We start from the raw sequence: 20,283 nt of genomic DNA on the forward strand, positions 1-20,283 counted from the left end.
CCCGCAAGCCGAGGCCCTCGGGGCCGCAAGCGACTGCTTCAGGCCGATCGATGCGTCCTGACCCTGACCTCAAGGCGGGGCGATGTCCGGAAAGCGGCCCACTACGAATGGGACGCGGTCTCGGACGTGGACAGGCGTTCAGGGACGAAGCCCGGTGGTGAAGTGCCCGAGTACTACGAATTCATTCGCGCCTTCTTTTTCTTGAAGCGCTCGTTCATCCGCTGTTGCGCCTCGGCCGTGCCATCGTGCCAGGTTCCCATCCACTTGTCGATCGGCAGCATCCCGTCGGCGTAGTTCACCTCGAAGTACTTGTGGTGCAGGTAGTGGGCATAGGCGTGTGTGTCGATCGCCGTGTCTTCGCCGGTCTCGATCTTGTCGAAGCCGATATGGCCGATGACCGCGCCGGTGCCGCTGATCTGCAGGTGGTAGAGCACGAGCAGCGGGTGCGAGGGCAGGAGGATGTGGATCAGGGTCCCGGACCAGTACAGAAGATGTTCAACCGGGTGCATCGACAGTGACGACCAGGGGCTCGGGTTGACCGAGTTGTGGTGCACCGAGTGCACCCACTTGTAGAGCACCGGAACGTGGATAAGCCGGTGGATGCAGTAGAAATGCGCCTCGTGGAACAGGGGCAGGACAAGGGCCAGCGCCGCCAGCCACCAAAGGCTGTCACCAAAGGCGGTCCAAGGGCCATATCCGTTGGCCCAGGCCCAGAGCAGCAGTACCTCATAGGCGGTCCAGATCGGCAGGCCGGTGGCAAAGGTCCGGATGATGTTGTCGATGTTCTGGCTCTTGAACATGAAGACGTCGGACGGGTGGTCGGACGGGAACTTGCCGTTGTACTTGAAATGCGTTCCCTGGCGCCGTTTCACATAGAGGCGCAGTTCCAACGCACCGTAGAGAAGGACGATCAGGGCCGAGTTGCGCAGCAGGATATACGCGATCCAACCCGGTTCGAGAGACTGCAGCGTCTGGCGCGCCGGAGTCAGCCAGACCCAGAACGTCGCCGCAAGTCCCATGAACACGGCGTTCCAGGGCAGGAAATAGCCGGGAAGCCATTTCAGGATCCGCAGCGGGCTCCACGGCCAGTCCAGCAACGGGCCCACCTTCAGCGGTTCGTTCGGCGACCAGTCGCCGCGCCTGTTCCGAGTTCCGTGCTTCAGGTCATCCATTGCGCCACATGTCCTGGGTTCGGGGGCCGTTGCCGGACCCGAAATTCGATCACGGCACTCTGTTCGCGCCAGAGTTTGCCTGGGCCTTCCACCCTCTTCCTGACGATACGCCGTCCGTCCCCGCATGTCGGCCAGGACGATCTGGTGGAAGTCAGGGGAAGGATCGCCTTAACCGCCTCAAGTCGTCGGGTTGCGAACCGCCGGCCGCGCAGGACCAAGCCTCGCGCGCCAATTCCATTGCAGGGGTTGTCCAGTTTCCGGGCATCGGCAACACCGTGACCACAATCAGACATTTTCCGAAGTGTAGATCTCGAACCCGAGGTTAACCGTCAGCGCCCCGGCGTCGGGACCGGACCGCTTGGATTTCACCAGAGTCGCGATCGTCTCCTTCGCCAGCGCTTCCATCGGGTGTGAAATCACCATCGTGAGGGACCCATCGATCAAGCCCGACCGCGTCGGTTCGATCAGCTCGTATCCGACGCTCACGAAGCCCTCCCTGGGTTTGCAGCTCCGTATTGCGGCGAGTGCACCGGTGATGCCGCCCCCTGATATGAAGAGCCCGCACATGTCGGGGTGTTCGGCGAAAAGCTGCTCCGTCATCTCTCTCGCGACGGCCGCCGATTCATAGGTCGACAGTGGTTCAAGCAAGGTGAAGCCCGAGTTATGCTCGCGGAAGTATGATCGGAATCCGCTCTCGTTGAGTTCCTGGTTCCGGTACCTGTGGTTCCCGACGAGGATGCCGATCTCGCCGGGGGCCTTGCACATCTTGTCGAATGCCCAGGCGGCCGTTCGCCCGACCTTCCAGTTGTCCAGCCCGACGTAGCCCACGCTTCCGCGCGCCGTCAGAGGCGCGATCAGGCCCGCGACCGGGACGCCCTTGCGGATCAGGGAATCGATCGCATCGGAGACCAGCGGATGCTCCGCCGCAACCAGAGCTACGGATTCGCAATTTGTCCCCAGGGCCGTCAGTCGGTTTGAGACATTGTCCGGAGACAAATCGTCCAGGAATTCCAGTGACAGCTCCACCTTGCCATCCGAAAACTCGCGCGCCGCGCGCCGCAAGGCTTCGCCCAGATCGCGATAGAAGGCCCGGCCGCCTTGCTGCAGCAGGATGCCCAAGCGATGCGTTTCCCGGCTGTCGAGGATCGAACGTTCGATCGATCCAAGGCCATAAAACCCAATCTTTTCAGCGGCATGAAGAACACGCTCCCGGGTGGGCCGCCGAACCGCTCCGGCCTCGTGAATGACGCGGTTCACCGTCGAGACCGAAACGCCGGCCGCCTCCGCAAGATCCTTGATTGTCGGTCGTGCCACCATCTGGCAATGCCTTCATTTTGTTTCATGTCTTCTGCCAATATGAGGCAAAATGAAATGAAAATCTCTTTCGGACAGTCTTAGGCTTGATTTGATCTATGTCAAACGGTCATTCAGTTGCGACGTCTCGCCGCACCTGACTCACAGTCGTGGCGGCAATGATTGAGAGGAGCTGTCACATGGACGATCTCAAGTTTGGGACCCGCGACAAGCGTGGGAACTGGGCCCCGAACAAGCCGCTGGAAGTCGCGCCTTTCTGGACCGGCAAGTTTGGCGAGATCGGGAAGTGGCTGGTCGGCTACATCTGGCCGCACAACACGATCTTCATGCTGGTGACGCTGGCCTACTGGTACTTCGTCCTGCCCGAGTGGGACACCATGAAGACCATGTCGTGGGGCTGGGGCCTCTGGCTCTATGCCGTGAACGCCGGGGGCATCTTCCTGTTCTACGGCTCGATCGAGTTCTTCTACTACATCAAGCGCAAGCAGGGCACGCGGTTCAAGTACAACCACAAGTTCCCGGCCGACAACCCGTCCGACGTTTTCTGGTTCAAGAGCCAGAACATCGACAACTTCCTGCGCACGTTCCTGATCTCGATCCCGCTGTGGACCCTGATCGAGGTGTTCACGCTGTGGTGCTTCGCCAACGGCTACGCGCTCTGGCTCAGCCCTGAAAGCCACTGGCTGTGGCTCGCCATCCTGATCTTCCTCGCCCCCGCGATCCACGAGGTGCATTTCTTCTGCGGGCATTGGCTGATCCACCAGGGCGCGCTCTACAAGTGGATCCACTCGGTCCACCACAACTCGATCAACCCGAGCCCGTGGTCGTCGATGTCGATGCATCCCGTCGAAGCCGCCTTCTTCTTCTCCGAGATGATGTGGCACCTCCTGATCCCGTCGAACCCCTTCGTCGCCATGTTCCAGCTGACGAGCACGGCCTATGGCGCGGTCGTCGGGCACATCGGCTTCGACAAGCTCGAACTGACCGACGAGCGCGCGATGGATAGCCACGCCTACACCCACTACCTGCACCACAAGTACTTCGAGGTGAACTACGGCGGCGACGGGGTGATCCCGCTCGATAAGTGGTTCGGCACCTGGCACGACGGTACGAAGGAAGCCGACGAGCGGATGAAGGAACGCTTCCGGAAGAAGAAAGAGCGCGCGAACGCCAGGAAGGCGGCAAACACCGCGGCCGAGTGACGATATACGCCCGGTCGGTCGAGGAGGCGCGGCCGGGCAGAAATCCCCAAAGTTTTCAATCGGCGCACGGTAGCGGCGCCAACCACCAGGGAGGAAACCTGAAAATGAAACTGAGCAAGACGTTTGTTGCCGCAGCGACGACGGCCATCATCGCGACGAACGCGATGGCCGCGGACATCTTCGTCATCGGTGGCAAGCCCGACGATCCGTTCTGGTCGCGCGTCAAGATGGGCGCCGAAGATGCTGGCAAGGTTGCCGAGGCCCAAGGCGGCTCGGTCACCTGGCTTGGCCCCCAGAACTACGACAACCTCGGACCCGATGCTGCGGAACTGATCCGTCAGGCCATCGACCAGGGCGCCGACGCCATTGTTGGACCGGACTGGGTGCCCGAGGCGATGGACCCGGCATTCGAGGCCGTCGTGGCTGCCGGGATACCCCTGGTCATCTACAACGCCGGAGGCATCGAGGCGGCTGACCGCCTGGGCGCGATGAACTACGTCGGCGCCGTGGACTACAAGTCCGGCTACGCGGGCGGCGAGTACCTCTCCAACGCGGGCCACAAGAACGGTGCCTGCGTCAACACGCTCCCCGGCGCGGCCAACATCGAAGCCTTCTGCAACGGTTTCAATGACGGTCTTGCCGCCGGCGGTGGCACCGGGTCGGTTCTTCAGCTTCCCGCCACGGCCTTCGGTGATGCCACCGCGGTTGCGCAGGCTGTCCGTGCGCACCTGCTGCAGAACCCGGACATCGACGCCATGTTCGCCATCGGCGACGGCGACACGAACGCGACGGTGAGCGGTGTCGCTCAGGCCGGCAAAGCCGGTCAGGTTCACGTCTGCGGGATGAACTTCAACGACTCGATCCTGAACAACATCCAGCAGGGCACCCAAGCCTGCGCGATCGATCAGCAGGGCTACCAGCAGGGCTTCTTCGCCGTGTCGATCCTGAACAACTTCGTCAACTACGGCGTGACGATCCCGACCCGGGAGATCCTTACGGGCCCGGGCGTCATCGATGCGAGCAACGTCGAACTCGTTATCGCAGGCGTCAAGGCGGGCGCACGCTGAGACCCATGCTTCCGCCCGCCGCACATGAGGCGGCGGGCGGACAGAACGCCGTGAGCTTGCTACTCGGTTCCAGCGGGCTCCGCCGACGGAATGCACTCGTCCGTCGCGCGACGCGCGAGCCGACTGCCGCAAAAGGGAATAGCCAGATGTCCATACGATCAGAGGGCCGCGCTTCAGGTTTGTCGCTCAGCATGCTCGCCAGACGGCCCGAGGCCGGGTCCTTCGTCGGTTTGGTCGTCGTCTATGCATTCTTCGCATTTCTCGGGGGCGCGGTCTTCACTGGTGCACCCGGTTGGTCCAGCTGGCTCAACATTGCGGCAGAGGTGGGCATCGTCGCGCTTCCCGTCGGCCTTCTGATGATCGCCGGCGAGCTTGATATCTCGGTCGGCTCCGTCATTCCGGCATCCTCGATGACTGCGGCCATCGTGTCGGGCCATTATGGCCTGCCGGCCCCCGTCGGGATCGCGTGCGGACTGGGCACCGGACTGCTCGTCGGCTTCGTCAACGGATATCTGGTCACACGCACGAGGATCCCCTCGCTTATCGTCACCATCGGCACGATGTTCGGGGTCATGGGCCTGACGCTTGGCTTTGCCGTGCTGATTGTTGGCTCCACGAGTGTCTCTCTGGTCCCCGATGCCTTCACGAAGCTGATCCTCGGCACCTTCATCGGCGGGATGTTCAACGTCTCGATGTTCTGGTGGGCTGCCTTCGTTGTTTCAGTCTTCTTTCTTCTGCACGTGTCTCCGGTCGGGAACTGGATTTTCGCGATCGGCGGCGATCGGGAAAGTGCACGAAACGCGGGCATTCCGACCCGCCAGCTGACCGTGGCGCTCTACATGCTTTCGGGCTTTGCCGCCGCCTTCGTCGGCATCCTGCAACTGATGACCTACCAAAGCGCGCAGGTCGCGACCGGACAGTCCTTCATCTTCAACTCGATCATGTGCGTGGTGATCGGTGGCGTGCTGCTGACCGGCGGTTCGGGTTCGGTGATCGGCATCGTCACCGGCACGGTCACGTTCGCCATCGTGAACCAGGGCATCTTCTTTTCCGGACTCGACCCCAACATCGGCTCCGTCATCATCGGCGCCCTCCTGTTGGCGGCCGTTCTGTCCAACGACACCTTCCGCGCGCTGGCGCTGAGCTATTCGGCGAAGAAGAAGTGAGAACTCAATCATGGATCTGATCACATCCCTTGTCCGCCGTCCCGCTGCCGCCTCGGTATTGAGCCTCGTCGGGGTGGTCCTGTTCTACGTGATCTTCGGGGGGGTCGAACTCGGCAAGCTTGCAGGTGCGGCGAGTTGGGTCAATTTCGCGGCCAATCTCGGCATCGTCGCCATACCGGTCGGGTTGCTGATGATCTCGGGCGAACTGGACATCTCGATCGGAGCGATGATCCCGGCGGGTTCCATGACCACGGCGATCATCTCCGGGTATTACGAGTTGCCGATCATCTACGGCATGGCCGGCGCACTGGCGGTCGGGGTGGTCGTGGGCCTCGTGAACGGCATTCTCACCATCCGCACGACAGTGCCCTCGTTGATCATCACCCTCGGCACGCTGGTTGCGATGCAGGGGGTCGTCCTGTCGGCCTCGAAGCTCCTGACCGGCGACGCCAGCGTGGCGCTGACCGCGCCGGAGTGGTCGAAATTCATCTTCGGCCGGCTGATCGGCGGCAGTCATCAGATCATCATCTTCTGGTGGATCCTTATCGCTGCGGTCTACGCATTCGTCGTCCATCAGAGCCGCTACGGCAACTGGCTCTTCGCCATGGGAGGCGACCGCGAAAGCGCCCGCAATTGCGGCATCCCGGTCGACCGGATGACAATCATCCTGTTCGTCCTGTCGGCCACATCTGCCGCCTTCGTCGGCATGTGCCAGGCAATCCTGTTCAATTCGGCGCAGGTGTCAGGCGGCATGAACTACATCTTCAACACGATCGTCAGCGTCGTCGTCGGCGGCGTGCTGCTGACGGGGGGCTTCGGGTCGGTCGTGGGGATCTTCTTCGGGACGCTGACCTTCGCGATCGTGAGCCAGGGGATCTACTTCACCGACATCGACCGCAACTGGTCGAACCTGATCATCGGCGTGATGCTCCTGATCGCGGTAGCGATGAACGAGAGCTTCCGCAGCATGGCGACGAGCGCGTCGACCTCAAGGAAAAAGTGAGGACCTGAAAATGTCGGAAACGACACCAGTCATAGAACTGCGCAACGTCGACAAGAGCTTTGGCCCCATAGACGTGCTGCACGAAATCTCGCTCAAGGTGAACAAGGGCGAAGTGCTCTGCCTTCTGGGAGACAACGGCGCCGGCAAGTCGACGCTGATCAAGACGCTGGCCGGCGTGCACAAGCCGACGCGCGGCGAGATCCTGATGGATGGTCAGCCCGTCGCGTTCGACCGGCCGAAGGATGCCGCAGACCGCGGCATCGCCACGGTGCACCAGTTCGGCGGCACCTTCCCGCTGATGAGCATCGGCCGCTCTTTCTTCGTGGGCGTGGAGCCGACCAAGGGCTGGGGGCCCTTCAAGGTATTCGACCGCAAGACGGCCAACCGGATCGCCATCAAGGCGGTTCAGGACTTCGGCATCACCCGGATCGACGACGGCGACCGGCTGGTCGGCGGCCTGTCTGGTGGCGAGCGCCAGTCGCTCGCAATTGCCCGCGCGGTGCATTTCGGCGCGCGCGTGCTGATCCTTGACGAGCCGACCGCCGCGCTCGGCGTGAAGCAGGCCGCCCATGTGCTGCGCATCGTGAACGAGGCAAAGCGCCGTGGCCTGGCGGTGATCTTCATCACCCACCAGGTGATGCACGCGATGGCCGTCGGCGATCACTTCGCGGTGCTCATCCGTGGTGCCATCGCCGCAGATTTCCGCAAGGGTGAAAAGACCCGGGAAGAAATCACCGACCTGATGGCGGGCGGTGAAACCATGGCTGGCCTCGAATCCGAGATCGAAGGCTACATGAATACCCACGAAGGCCATCCACCGCCGCCCAGGCACTGATAGCTTCTCCCTTGAGGGGGTGCTTTGCGTCCCCTTCTCCTCCCGCGGCGACCCGGCCTGGGCCGGGTCGCCGGTCAACCCAAAGAAAGGGAACAGAGATGACTGTCCGTATTGCCGTCATAGGTGCGGGAATCATGGGGGCCGACCACGCCCGGATCGTGGCGGGGAACCTGCCCGGCGCCGCGTTGCAGGTCGTGTGCGACATGGACGCGGGCCGGGCGCGCAACGTCGCCGATGCCTGTGGAGCGGCGGATGCCGCCACGGACCCCGAAGCGGTGATCGCGCGCGCCGACGTGGACGCGGTTATCGTGGCAAGCCCCGATTTCACCCATGCGCCGCTGTCGATGGCCTGCATCAGGGCCGGCAAGAAGGTGCTTTGCGAGAAGCCGCTGTCGCAGTCCTCGGCGGAATGCCTCGAGGTGATGGAGGCCGAACAGAAGGCGGGCGAAAAGTTCGTCCAGGTGGGCTTCATGCGCCGTTACGACCAGTCCTATGTCGAGATGAAGCAGGCGCTGTCCGAAGGCACGCTGGGCCGTGCCCTGATGATGCACAACTTCCACCGCAACGTGGAAACGCCCGCCGCCGATTTCACTGGCGCGATGGCCATCACGAACTCGGCTCCGCACGAATTCGACGTGGTGCGCCACGTTCTGGACACCGAGTACGCGACGATCTCGGCCTACCAGCCGCGGCGCTCCGACGCGCTGGTCGCCCCGGTCGTCATGGTTCTGGAGACCACCGACGGGCAACTTGTCAGCATCGAGATCAACAACAACGCTGCCTATGGCTACGACGTGCGCGCCGAGCTGGTCGGTGAAAAGGGCTCGATCGCCATGAACAACGTGGCCTATTCGCGCCTCGACAGGGCGTTGTCGCAAAGCACGCGCTACGACGCCGACTGGCGCGGCCGCTATGCCGAGGCGTACCGCCGCCAGAACCACGCCTTCGTGCGCTTCGTCGAAACGGGCCAGTTCCCGGCCATCGCTTCGAGCAGCTGGGACGGCTATTGCGCGGCCATCGTTGCCGAAGCGGGCGTCAAGGCGCTGCAAGAGGGCCGCAAGGTCGCTGTCGAGATGATCGCAAAGCCGGAGTTCTATGCATGAAACTGGGGTTCGTATCCGACAGCCTCGGCGGCCTGTCGTTCGAGGCGATGCTTGACCAGGCCGCCCGCATGGGCGTCTCGGGCGTCGAGGTGAACACCTGTGGCTGGTCCACAGCGCCGCATTTCGATCTGAAGGGCATGTTGGGCAACGCCTCGGCGCAGAAAGCCTTCCTGAAGGCGTTTGGCGACCGCGGGCTCGAGGTGATCAGCCTCAACGCAAACGGCAATCCGTTGCACCCGACCGATCCGGCGCAGGGCGAGGGGCTGAAGAACACGATCCGCGTGGCGGGCGAGCTCGGCATCAAGACGGTCTGCACCATGTCGGGCCTTCCCGCCGGCAACGCCACCGACACGATGCCGAACTGGGTCGTGTCATCCTGGCCGCCGGAGACGCAGGCCATCCTGAAATACCAGTGGGAGGAGAGGCTCCTCCCGTTCTGGAGCGAAATCGTCGCGCTGGCCAGGGAGTGCGGCGTCGAGCGCATCGCGCTCGAACTCCATGGAAACCAGTGCGTCTACAACGTTCCCTCCCTCAAGAAACTGCGCGAAGCGGTCGGGCCCGTCGTCGGGGCGAACCTCGACCCTTCGCACCTCTTCTGGATGGGAGCGGACCCGCTGGTCGCCGCCGAGGCACTGGGCGAGGCGGTCTACCACGTCCACGCCAAGGACACGTTCATGAACGCACCCGTGCAGGCGACGACCTCGCTTCTGGAAAACGGCTCCCTCATGAACATCCCGGCCCGCAGCTGGTCCTACATCACGCTCGGCTTCGGGCACGGCGAGGAATGGTGGCGGCAGTTCTGCTACCGGCTCAAGATGGCGGGCTACGACGGCTGGCTGTCGATCGAGCACGAGGACGTGCTTCTGAACAGTCTCGAGGGGCTGGAGAAATCCGTCACGCTCCTCAAGGGGGTCATGCCCGTGGCTCCTTCCGATTTCAAACCACAAGACATCTGAAGGGGGACCCATGCCCTGGATCGACGCCTGTTCCACCGATGACATCGACGCCGAAGACGTGATCCGTTTCGATCACGGCGGCCGGACCTTCATCATCGTCCGCAACCACCAGGACCAATACTACTGCACCGATGGGCATTGCACGCACGAGGATGTGCATCTTGCCGACGGGATGGTGGTCGAGAACACCATCGAGTGCCCCAAGCATTCGAGCATCTTCGACGTCACCACCGGCGAGGTCGAGACGCCCCCGGCCTGCGAGAACCTCCACACCTATGCCACCAGGGTCGAGAACGGCCGGGTCATGATCGAGATCTGACGGAAAATGACGCAACATTTCTCCCTCGCCGCCTGCGCGGAAATGCTCTGGCAGGACAAACCGATCGACTGGCGGGCGAGCCGGCTGAAAGAGATGGGCTTTGGGGTCGGCCTCTGGAACTGGCCCGCGCATGATCTGGACGCGCTGGAAAGAACCGGCGCCACCTTCACGATCATGAACGGTTACCTCGAGGGCCGTCTGGCGGATGACGATGGCGCCCAGATGCTTCTCAGGTCCGCGCGTGAGACGGCGCAGGTGGGCAAGCGCCTTGGGGTCCAGCGTCTCAATCTGCACGGCACGGGCCTCGGCGACGGTGGCATCCCGATCTGGCAGCACGACGTGGTCACGGGCGCCATGTGGCTGAAGGCGCGCGATACGTTGAACCGCATCTGCGACATGGCCGAAGAAGAGGGTGTGGTCTTCACGCTGGAGAACCTCAACCTTCTTGACCACCCGGGCTGCCCGTTCGGGTCCACGGGGGACGTCCTGGCGCTCGTCTCTGCTGTCGATCGTCCACAGCTCCGGATCAACCTCGACCTCTACCACACCCAGATCGGCGAGGGCGATCTCGTGCGCTGGTGCAAGAAGTGCCTGCCGTGGATCGGCGAGGTCCAGGTGGCGGACAATCCCGGCCGCTGCGAGCCGGGCACGGGCGAGATCAACTATGCAGGCGTCGCGAAGGCCCTGAAGGAAATGGGCTACGCCGGTCCGGTAGGCATGGAAGCCTTCGCCGCCGACGACCCGGAAGCGGCGCTGGAAGCCTTCCGCGCTGCGTTCACGCTCTGAACGGGGAGAAGGGAATGGGCATGTATCACAACCGTCCTCACGTCGAGGACCTCCGGAACATGAAGAAGCGTGGCGAGAAGATCTCCATGCTCTATGTCACGACGCTCGAAGAGGCCGCCGCGGCAAGCGCGGCGGGCATCCACATGCTGTCCATCGAAGGCCGTTTCTGGGGCCCGGAAATGCGCGAGGCCGCGGGCGACTGCTTTGTCCAGGTCGGCCTGCCTTACGGCGGGTGGGGCAGCTTCAACGGCCGGCCCCTCGCGACGGCGGAAGACTACCTGCGCGCCGCGTTCCATTATGCCGGCTTCGGCGGCGATGCGTTCTACTGCTCGGCCTCCTATGACATCCAGAAGACCCTCGCCGACAACCACATCCCCGTGGTCGGCCATATCGGTCTGATCCCGTCCTACATCAGCTGGACCGGCTGGCGCGCCGTGGGCAAGACCTCGAACGAGGCGCTGGCGTTGTGGCGGCACACGCAGAAACTCGAGGAAATCGGCGTCTTCGGTGCCGAACTCGAAGTGGTGCCGGACCGCGTGGCAAGATTCCTGTCCGAGAATTCCTCGCTTCTGATGCTGGGCATGGGCGCGGGCAAATACGCCGATGCGCAGTACCTCTTCACCGAAGACGTCTGCGGCTACGGCAAGAACCACAAGCCGCGCCACGGCAAGGTCTACCGGAACTTCGCGCCCGAGCTCGAGCGCCTGCAGAACGAACGCATCGCCGCGTTCAAGGAGTTCAGGGCAGACGTCGATTCCGGCGGATATCCCGCGCCGGAACACACCGTCCTGATCGGGGACGATGAGTTCGACGCCTTCCTCAAGGCGGCGAAGGGCTGAGAGCATGCGGATCGGGGTCGTCGGTTACGGGACCGAAGGGCGTCACTTCCACAAGCCCTTCATCGCCGCCGGCGTGCACGTGATCGCCGACAAGCCCTTCGCGCCGAACGCCGAGGGCGCGATGGAACTCGATGCCGCGGCGAAAACGAAGGGTGTCGTGCCAGGGGTGTATCAGAACCGCCGGTACGACGCAGACACGCAGACGCTCTGCAAGCTCGTGAAGGATGGTCGGCCCGGCAGGATCTGGCGCGTGCATTCGCGAATGGACCAGGACGGTGCGCACGCAGCCATGTCTCGGCCAGCAAGCTCGACCACATCGAAGCCCATGAGTTCCGGGCTTACGGAGATCCTGGCAGCTACACGTCATCCACGACCGACGTGCAGGCTCAGGACATCTTCGCCGGCGAGCGCCCGGTGCACGACCACCCGTGACGGCCGAAGAGGGCGCCCGAACCCTCGCCGTCCTCGATGCCGCGCGCCAGAGCGCGCAAGAGGGGCGGTCGATTTCCCTCTGCCCCCGAGGCTCTTTGATCCATACCTGAAAGGCTGAACGAAATGCTCAAAGTCGGACTTCTCGGTGCTGGCCGCATCGCCGGTGTTCATGCGACGGCGATCTCGTCGCATCCCGGCAGCACGCTTGTCGCCGTGTCGGACATCAACCAGGCTGCCGCAGAAAAGCTGGCCGCCCAGTATGGCGCCGAGGCGCGGGACACCGACGCTATCATCGCCGATCCGGCCATTGACGCGGTCCTGATCGCGACCTCGACGGATACCCATTCCGACCTGATCGAGCGCGCGACCGCTGCGGGCAAGGCCGTTCTCTGTGAAAAGCCGGTGGACCTGAGCCTCGAACGCGCCCGTGCCTGCCAGAAAGTCGCGGCGGCGAACGGCAAGCCGGTGATGATCGGCTTCAACCGCCGGTTCGACCCGAACTTCGGGGCGCTCAAGGCGGCGCTTGAAGCGGGCGAGATCGGCAAACCCGAGTTGCTGGCGATCACCTCCTTCGACCCGGCCCCGCCGCCGGTCGCCTACATCAAGGTCTCGGGCGGTCTCTTCCGGGACATGATGATCCATGACTTCGACATGGCGAACTTCATCATGGGAGAAGCGCCGGTGTCGGTGTCCGCGGTGGGATCTTCCATCGTCGATCCCGAGATCGGCGCGGCGGGCGACGTCGACACGGCGGTGGTCACGCTGACCTATGCCGACGGCCGTATCGCCGTCATCAATAACTCGCGCCGCGCGGTCTATGGCTATGACCAGCGTGTCGAGCTTCTGGGGTCCGAAGGGCTTCTTCAGGCGCAGAACATGCTCGAAAACACCGTTGTCAAATCCACGGTCAACGGCGTCACCGGGGCCAAGCCGACCTACTTCTTCCTTGAGCGCTACATGCCGGCATATGCGGCGGAATGGTACGCCTTCGTGGAAGCGGTGACGAGCGGCGGCCCCCTTCCCGTGACCCTCGACGACGGTGTTGCGGCGCTTGCCATGGCCGAAGCCGCCACGCTCTCGGCGCAAAGTGGCGCACCGGTTCGGCTGGACAGCATCTAGTCCGAGATCTGGGCCGGTCCGTCCTGACGGCGGCCCGGCCATTCTGCAAGGCCACTGAGGAGCCAGTCTTGGCTCTTCGTGACGGACAGGTTCAGCTGCTGGAACTGGCGACCGGAACAATCGATCCCATCGTCCTGGAGAGAGTCGGTTTTCGACTTTCCGGCCATTGCCGGCCGAGGTCGATGGATAGAGGTCGATGGATACACGTCTTTCGTCCATACCAAGGCGCAGAAGCACGACGACTAAAGATGTCGACAAACAGCCTTGATCGCTCAACCAGCCATTCAATGACGCGGTACTAGATCTTCCGACTGAGTTTTCGAACCGGAGTCGGAAGTGTTCAGAAGTGTTGTACTTTTTTTCGCCGCCAGCTTTCTGACAGCCATCGCGTCAGCAGCTTCCGCCGAAAGCGTCTCTGTAACGTTCGTCGAGGGTTTCGTCGGCCGTTATGGCAGCAGCAACCGGGAAGCCGATAACGTCGTGGTCTTCGCCGATTTCTCCGCAGAAGCCGCCCTTGTTCAGCAGAACAGTTCAGGAGTTGCATTCGAGTCTCCGACAGGCAACGACATTCCAGTCGACCTTGTCCTGATCGTGGGTGGTGCGGAATACAGGGTCCCCGGATCGATCAGTTGGAAGGTCAAGCAGGGAAACGATCTGCAGGTATTCGGCTTTACGCCTGACAGCAGCAGCCCGTATTTCCAGACCTTCTCATTTCCGGTCACGGCCACTCCCGACCCAGGCGACTACGTCACCCTCGACGCCGGCTCGAACTACGGCTTCCTCGAGATCACGGAAAGCCTTGCCGCTCTCGGTATCAACACTGGCGATGACGTTTCCGGATCCAACGACATGGTCGGAGTTCTCGAGTCATTGAACTCGTACCTGGCGTACACACGAACCTTGCCGCCGTTCGGCCCCGTGGGCACGGATTATCTGACCACGACCGACACAACCCCGATCGTGACCGGAACGGCGACGCTTGGCGAGAACGAATACCTGACCGTCACGGTAAACGGCATCCGGTACACGTATGAGGCTGGCCTCAACTGCGTCTCCGAAACTGGTACCTGGTCTCTCGAGATTCCTGAGGGCGATGCGCTTGAGCCTTGAACCTACAACGTCTCGGCCGTCATCACGAATACCGTTAACCGGAACATGCTCGAGGATGCCAACTCGGGCGAACTGACTATCATCGGTTTCGTCGAGGCGCCCGCGCTGAGTGTCACGAAGGTAAGCGGCGTGAATGCCGCAGCCACGATCAGGCAGTCCGGCGGTCCATGCAGAAATACCCCGATCATTGCGGTCACGGCCCATGTCCAGAAAGCCGAGGTGGAGAATTTCCTGCAGGCCGGAATGAACGGTGCGATCGCGAAACCCATATCGCGGCAGAAGCTGCGTGAACTGATTGCGGGTTTGACGGCAAAGGCAACGCGCGATCAGTCCAACATCGCGAATGCGATTGACCGAGCGACCGCGCAAGAACTCGTCGAGCTTTTGGGCGCGACCCGCACCGAAACCCTGCTGGAAGAAATCACGGCGGAGCTTGCGGCGTTTGCTGAGCGGCTCGAGCAACCTGCCGACACGGCAAGGGACCTTGGTGCGCTGAAGGCTGAGGCGCATCGGCTGGCAGGGGCAGTGGCGATCGTCGGCGCCTCGGCCGTGCGAACAATCCTGATCGAGGCCGAGGAACTTCTGAAAAGCGAGGGCAATGAAGAGCGGTTGACGTCCTTGGCAAAGACCACCTCGGACCTTTGGCGCGGGGCGAAAGCGCAGATATCCGAAACCGTTGCGGATGTTGGCCGCGAGGCATCGAAAGCGGCGCTCGCGTTGGATCCTGCAAACTAGAGCGGGCGTTCATCCCGTCCGAGGCAGCGATGTCGCGCAGCACGGCCTGCCGCGCTCCGGGCGCCGGGACAATCCGGATACGACCGCGCCGGCACGGGCTTGCGCAAGACGCCAGGTATCGCGACGATCCGGTTTCTCGGGCAGCTGACGGGGTGAAGGGCCGAATGGGCGCGGACGGGTTCCTCTGCGATGCGATGCTGGGCCGGCTTGCGCGCTGGCTCAGGGCGGCCGGTCACGACGCCCTGCTGGCGGATGAGGAATCCGACGACGCGAAGTTGTTGAACGTCGCGGCCAACGAGCGCCGCCTGCTTCTGACCCGCGATCGCCGCATGGCAGAGAGGAACGCGGCGCGGGGGCGAATTCTGGTGCTTCGAGCCGAAACGACCGAAGGGCAGGCGCGCGAACTGAAACGGGAACTCGGCATCGACTGGCTCCACGCGCCCTTCAGCCGCTGTGTCGTCGACAACACCCCATTGCGCCCCGCGACGGAGAAGGAAACCGCCGCTCTGCCGGCGAAGGTACGGACTCTCGGCGGTCCGGTCCGTGCCTGCCCGACTTGCGGGCGCGTTTACTGGACCGGCGATCACCATCGGCGCATGCGCGAGCGGCTGGAGGACTGGAACGGCGACCATTGATCGAGCAAAGACGAATCCGACATGGCTTGGTCGCAAAATCGCGCCGCAGGGTTTCGTCTGCCGCCATTTGCCGTTAAACGGCCCGCAGCGAACAGATCAATTCCCCGAGGACTCCGATGACCCGCTCCGCGCTCGCGGCTTTTGCCGCCGCCGTATCGCCGCCCCATGCGCCTGCCTTCCCGCTTTCTGTCGCGGCCATCCGGACCGAGCTTCTGTCCGGTCTGACCGTGGCGCTCGCACTCGTGCCGGAAGCGGTGGCCTTCGCGTTCGTGGCGGGAGTGCATCCGTTGGTCGGTCTCTACGCGGCGTTCCTTGTCGGGCTGATCACGGCGCTCATCGGCGGCAGGCCCGGGATGATCTCCGGGGCCACCGGGGCGCTGGCCGTCGTGATGGTCAGCCTCGTCTCGTCGCACGGGGTGGATTACCTCTTCGCGACCGTGGTCCTGATGGGCCTCATCCAGATCGCCGCCGGGTTCTTGAGGCTCGGCAAGTTCATCCGCCTCGTGCCGCATTCCGTGATGCTGGGTTTCGTCAACGGACTCGCCATCGTCATCGGCCTTGCACAGCTTGAACAATTTCGCATCCCGGACGGGCAGGGCGGGCATGCCTGGATGATGGGCTGGCCGCTTGCGACGATGCTGGCACTCGTCATCGCGACGATGGCGATCATCTGGGTCATGCCGCGGTTGACCCGGGCGATCCCGGCGCCGCTGGCCGGCATCGCGATCATCGCCGCGCTGGTCATCGCGTTCGGGATCGACGTGCCGCGCGTCGGCGATCTCGCCTCGATCCAAGGCGGGCTGCCGGCCTTTCACCTGCCCTCCGTTCCCCTGAGTTTCGAGACGCTCGAAATCATCCTCCCCTACGCGGTGATCCTCGCGGCGATCGGGCTGATCGAAAGCCTTCTTACCCTCAACCTCGTGGGCGAGATCACCGGCAAGCGCGGCGGCGCCAGCCAGGAATGCGTGGCCCAGGGCGTGGCCAACACGGTGACCGGCTTCTTCGGCGGCATGGGTGGCTGCGCGATGATCGGCCAGTCGATGATCAACGTTAGCTCGGGCGGGCGCACGCGCCTTGCCGCCGTGGCCGCCTCCTTGTTCCTCCTGTCGTTCATCCTCTTCGGGTCGGCGCTGATCGAGCAGATCCCGCTCGCGGCGCTCGTCGGGGTGATGTTCATGGTGGTGATCGGCACCTTCGCCTGGCAGAGCTTCCGCATCCTGCGGCGCGTGCCGAAGGCGGACGCGGTCGTGATCGTGCTCGTGACCGCGATCACCGTGGCGACCGATCTTGCCACCGCGGTCGTCGCCGGGGTCGTCGTTTCCGCGCTGGCCTATGCCTGGCAAAACGCCAAGCGCATCCAGGCGCGCACCAGCTTCACGGATGACGGGGCCAAGCTCTACCAGATCGAGGGGCCGCTGTTCTTCGGGTCGGCTGACGGGTTTGCCGAACTCTTCACGCCCGAGGATGACCCTGATCGCGTCATTGTCGATTTCGCCGGAAGCCGTGTGGCCGACCAATCCGCGCTTGCTGCGGTCGAGGCGCTCGCCGCGCGGTACGAGGCGCGGGGCAAGTCGCTCGCCCTTCGGCACCTGAGCCGCGATTGCCACCGTCTGCTGAACCGCGCGGGACAGCTCATGATCGACAGCGACGACGACCCCGACTACGGCATCGCGGTGGATTACGACGTCAGGGCCGGAGCATTTGGCGGCGCGCACTGACGCCGCCTCGAGAACTGCGAACACCTGACGCGGGGCATCCGTCCGGGAAGCGCCACGACCGGGCTTCATCGTGAGATCCCTTTTGTCCTCGGGACCAATCCGTGGCCGCTGGCGAGAATTCCGCCAGGCCCGCGGATCTGATGAAGATGAGGCGAAAGAGGCCCCCTATCCGTGGCCCGATCGGGCCGTTGCGCGCCGTCAATCGGGGTCATCCGCTGTATATCGCCGCCATCCGGATGAGCGCGAACTTCGAAAGTGGAACGCGGAGCCGGGTCGATATGCCCGGTGCAAACAGGGGCTCTCATCCGTGATGCGGGCTGGCGCCTTTGGACCCGCTGCGGACCGGCGCCCGGTGTCTCGGCCGAGGCTGCCGTTCGAATCCCGATTCGAATGACAGGGGGAGGTCCCCTGCGGCGAATCGCTTGACGGCAAAAAACGACAAAGAGTCGCTTTTGGGTTGTGCTCTCGTGCCGTCCGGCCGTGCGAATCTTCTGGCGGCGGCGAAAAAAACCAAGGAAGTATTACTGACTTGTCAGCCTTAGGGGCGCGAAACCGTTTTGGGTCCATGTTGCGCCCAAATTCGGCCTTTTTCCTCCAGTGCAAGTAATACTCAGTTCACATTTTTTGTTCGATTTCACGAGTATGGCAGTGAAGGAAAGGCAGCGCTGCCACGCGTTTCAATCGCCTGTCGAGAGTGCTGAAACGTGGGGGAATTGATGTCGAAACCGCAGGAAGTCGTGGCGGAAACCGCGGTGCAAGAAGATTTCGTCGACGAGCTTCCCGTCGGGACCAAGCTTCTCAAGGGTCAGTACACGATTTCCCGCTATCTCAACCATGGCGGGTTTGGCATCACGTATCAGGCGAAGGACAGCCTCGACCGCGACGTGGTGATCAAGGAATGCTTCCCCGGATCCTTCTGCCGGCGCAGCGCAACGATCGTGGGCGCCAGGTCACGCGCCCATCAGGCCGAGTTCCGCTCGATCGTCAAGCTCTTCGTTCAGGAGGCCCGAAACCTTTCGAAGCTCGTCCATCCGAACATCGTGGGCGTGCACCAGGTGTTCGAGGACAACGACACCGCCTACATGGCGATCGACTACGTGAAGGGGCGCGACCTCCTCGACATGATCGAGGATCCGGAGGTCACGTTCGCGCCGGACGCGGTCGTTTCGATCACGCGCAAGATGCTCGGCGCTGTCGGTTTCGTGCATGAAAACGGAATCCTCCATCGCGACATCTCGCCCGACAACATTCTCGTCAATGCAGCCGGGGAGCCGATCCTGATTGACTTCGGCGCCGCCCGCGAGGAGGCGTCCCGGGCAAGCCGCGCCTTGACGGCTCTGAGGGTCGTGAAGGACGGTTACTCCCCGCAGGAGTTCTACATCGCGGGCAGCGAACAGGGCCCGTGGAGCGATCTCTACGCCCTCGGCGCGTCGATCACGCACCTCGTGTCCGGCCAGCCTCCGGCGAACAGCCAGGTGCGCCTGGCGGCGATCGCGGAAGGCAAGCCCGACCCCTACGAAGCCCTCGCGGGCCGTTTCGAGGGCTATCCGCCGGGTTTCCTCGAAGCCATCGACAAGGTCATGAACACCATCCCCAAGAACCGTATCCAGTCGGCGAAGGAATGGCTTGCCATGCTCGATGGATCCGCTGCGCCGTTGGCCGAAGCACGGCCCGTGTCGAAGGGCGGTGTCGAACCCGCCGCGCCGAATAAGGAAGTGCCGGCACCGAAGGCGAAGGTATCCGCCGAAGCCAAGAAGGGTGGCAAGGGCCTGATGATCGGTGTCGCCGCGGTGGCGGTCGTCGCGGTAATCGGCGTCGCCGTGACGATGACGGGCCGCGAGCCCGCGGCTGCGGCGACTGCCCCGACGGCCAAGTCCGTTGCCGCACCGGCTGGGGCTCCGAAGAAGGAGGAACCGGCCGCCGCCCCGAAGAAGGTCGCTGCGGCCCCGTCGCCCGTCGCGCCGGCCAAAGCGGTGGCCGCGCCTGCCGAACCGAAGACCGCTGCAGCGAGCTCCGCGCCCGCGCCGACGGTGACGAAGGAGGCAGCGGCAAGCGCCCAGCCCGCCGCCCCAGCCCCCGAAACGCCCGCTGAAAGCAGCACTGCGGCATCCGCCGTGGCGCCTGCGCAGGGCCAGATCTCCTACGCGCTTTGGGACGTGAAGCTTCCCTTCGACTCGAACATTCGCACCGTGGGCAGCACCCGTTTCGCGCAGGTGAGGTCGATCGGTACGGACGCGGACCCGGCCCTGACCGAAAGCTGGCTCAAGATCGGAACGATGATCTTCTCGGTTAACGGGAAGACCATTGCCGACAGCGCCGATCTCGGGTCGCAGATCCTGACGGACATGAAGACCGCCAAGGGCGGCGCGCTTCAGACGAAGCTTCGGGTCAAGATCCCCGGCGCGTCCGCCTACGACAACGTCGAACTGGCCGTTCCCGCCATCAGGCGCATCGGCCTTGCGAACACGATCAGCCTGGAAAGCCGCATGGCTGACGGTGCCTGGGAAACCGTCACGACCGGAGTCGATGCCTCAGGCAAGTCCGAACTGCGGGCGGGCGACATCCTGTTGCGCGAAACGACGACGGGAACCGTGTTCGACACCGCCGACGCAGCGGAGCGGCTCATGGATGCGCTGGTCGGCCGGGGGATCGCCGACGCACGGCTCGAAGTCCTCCGCGGCGAACAACGCCTGAGCGTGAGGATGGCTCTCGTCCCGGCGAGTTGACGGCCGGCATGCGGCCAGCCCGGAAGCCGGGCCGGCACCTCTGCAA

General features: G+C 63.6%; 19 protein-coding genes. 16 read left to right on the forward strand and 3 right to left on the reverse strand.

The features are described 5' to 3' along the window. Positions 1–173: 173 nt before the first annotated feature. Together ABCN56_RS12035 and ABCN56_RS12040 are read right to left on the reverse strand one after the other, a co-directional pair. Positions 174–1,172, reverse strand: coding sequence for a sterol desaturase family protein (locus ABCN56_RS12035; RefSeq protein WP_343081031.1), 999 nt, complete (start codon positions 1,170–1,172; stop codon positions 174–176). 285 nt (positions 1,173–1,457) lie between these two features. Continuing rightward, positions 1,458–2,486 (reverse strand): LacI family DNA-binding transcriptional regulator, encoded by a 1,029-nt coding sequence (locus ABCN56_RS12040; protein ID WP_343081032.1) that lies wholly within the window; start codon positions 2,484–2,486, stop codon positions 1,458–1,460. A gap of 179 nt (positions 2,487–2,665) precedes the next feature. On the opposite strand from ABCN56_RS12040, the gene ABCN56_RS12045 reads away from it, so the two are divergent. The 10 genes from ABCN56_RS12045 (at position 2,666) to ABCN56_RS12090 (ending at position 11,762) form a co-directional block, all read left to right on the forward strand. After that, positions 2,666–3,688: a sterol desaturase family protein gene (locus ABCN56_RS12045; RefSeq protein WP_343081033.1), complete on the forward strand. Its 1,023-nt coding sequence runs from the start codon at positions 2,666–2,668 to the stop codon at positions 3,686–3,688. A gap of 104 nt (positions 3,689–3,792) precedes the next feature. Beyond that, a complete protein-coding gene (locus ABCN56_RS12050; protein ID WP_343081034.1) occupies positions 3,793–4,755 on the forward strand; it encodes a substrate-binding domain-containing protein in 963 nt (320 codons plus the stop codon). A gap of 191 nt (positions 4,756–4,946) precedes the next feature. Further along, positions 4,947–5,921 (forward strand): ABC transporter permease, encoded by a 975-nt coding sequence (locus ABCN56_RS12055; protein ID WP_343081035.1) that lies wholly within the window; start codon positions 4,947–4,949, stop codon positions 5,919–5,921. A gap of 10 nt (positions 5,922–5,931) precedes the next feature. Continuing rightward, entirely contained in the window at positions 5,932–6,924 is a 993-nt protein-coding gene (locus tag ABCN56_RS12060) for an ABC transporter permease (protein WP_343081036.1), read from the forward strand. 10 nt (positions 6,925–6,934) lie between these two features. Further along, positions 6,935–7,759 carry an ATP-binding cassette domain-containing protein gene (locus ABCN56_RS12065; RefSeq protein WP_343081037.1) on the forward strand — a complete coding sequence of 275 codons (825 nt, stop codon included), beginning with the start codon at positions 6,935–6,937 and terminating at the stop codon, positions 7,757–7,759. A 98-nt stretch (positions 7,760–7,857) separates the two neighbouring features. Further along, a complete protein-coding gene (locus tag ABCN56_RS12070; protein ID WP_343081038.1) occupies positions 7,858–8,862 on the forward strand; it encodes a Gfo/Idh/MocA family oxidoreductase in 1,005 nt (334 codons plus the stop codon). Continuing rightward, complete coding sequence (locus ABCN56_RS12075) at positions 8,859–9,818, forward strand: sugar phosphate isomerase/epimerase family protein (RefSeq protein ID WP_343081039.1); 960 nt, start codon at positions 8,859–8,861, stop codon at positions 9,816–9,818. The genes ABCN56_RS12070 and ABCN56_RS12075 overlap by 4 nt, the downstream gene beginning before the upstream one ends. Positions 9,819–9,828: 10 nt before the next feature. Then, on the forward strand, positions 9,829–10,137 hold the full coding sequence (locus tag ABCN56_RS12080) for a MocE family 2Fe-2S type ferredoxin (protein ID WP_343081040.1): 309 nt from the start codon (positions 9,829–9,831) through the stop codon (positions 10,135–10,137). Between the two features lie 6 nt (positions 10,138–10,143). Beyond that, complete coding sequence (locus ABCN56_RS12085) at positions 10,144–10,923, forward strand: TIM barrel protein (protein WP_343081041.1); 780 nt, start codon at positions 10,144–10,146, stop codon at positions 10,921–10,923. Positions 10,924–10,937: 14 nt separating this feature from the next. Then, positions 10,938–11,762, forward strand: coding sequence for a 3-methyl-2-oxobutanoate hydroxymethyltransferase (locus tag ABCN56_RS12090; RefSeq protein ID WP_343081042.1), 825 nt, complete (start codon positions 10,938–10,940; stop codon positions 11,760–11,762). On the opposite strand, the gene ABCN56_RS12095 is transcribed toward ABCN56_RS12090, so the two are convergent. Beyond that, entirely contained in the window at positions 11,743–12,018 is a 276-nt protein-coding gene (locus ABCN56_RS12095; protein ID WP_343081043.1) for a hypothetical protein, read from the reverse strand. The genes ABCN56_RS12090 and ABCN56_RS12095 overlap by 20 nt on opposite strands. A gap of 299 nt (positions 12,019–12,317) precedes the next feature. Here ABCN56_RS12095 and iolG point away from each other — a divergent pair, with 299 nt between their 5' ends. The 6 genes from iolG (at position 12,318) to ABCN56_RS12125 (ending at position 20,237) form a co-directional block, all read left to right on the forward strand. Continuing rightward, complete coding sequence (gene iolG, locus ABCN56_RS12100; RefSeq protein ID WP_343081044.1) at positions 12,318–13,313, forward strand: inositol 2-dehydrogenase; 996 nt, start codon at positions 12,318–12,320, stop codon at positions 13,311–13,313. Between the two features lie 336 nt (positions 13,314–13,649). Then, positions 13,650–14,423, forward strand: a complete 774-nt coding sequence (locus tag ABCN56_RS12105) for a hypothetical protein (RefSeq protein WP_343081045.1) — start codon at positions 13,650–13,652, stop codon at positions 14,421–14,423. 45 nt (positions 14,424–14,468) lie between these two features. After that, on the forward strand, positions 14,469–15,158 hold the full coding sequence (locus tag ABCN56_RS12110) for a response regulator (RefSeq protein WP_343081046.1): 690 nt from the start codon (positions 14,469–14,471) through the stop codon (positions 15,156–15,158). A gap of 164 nt (positions 15,159–15,322) precedes the next feature. Next, on the forward strand, positions 15,323–15,793 hold the full coding sequence (locus tag ABCN56_RS12115; protein ID WP_343081047.1) for a Mut7-C RNAse domain-containing protein: 471 nt from the start codon (positions 15,323–15,325) through the stop codon (positions 15,791–15,793). Positions 15,794–15,909: 116 nt separating this feature from the next. Beyond that, the gene (locus ABCN56_RS12120) at positions 15,910–17,511 is read left to right on the forward strand and encodes a SulP family inorganic anion transporter (RefSeq protein ID WP_343081048.1); all 1,602 of its coding nucleotides are present in this window, start codon (positions 15,910–15,912) and stop codon (positions 17,509–17,511) included. A 716-nt stretch (positions 17,512–18,227) separates the two neighbouring features. After that, a complete protein-coding gene (locus ABCN56_RS12125; RefSeq protein ID WP_343081049.1) occupies positions 18,228–20,237 on the forward strand; it encodes a serine/threonine-protein kinase in 2,010 nt (669 codons plus the stop codon). Positions 20,238–20,283: the final 46 nt, after the last annotated feature.

The sequence above is a fragment of the Ostreiculturibacter nitratireducens genome (genome assembly GCF_032670585.1).
Taxonomy (GTDB): domain Bacteria; phylum Pseudomonadota; class Alphaproteobacteria; order Rhodobacterales; family Rhodobacteraceae; genus Ostreiculturibacter; species Ostreiculturibacter nitratireducens.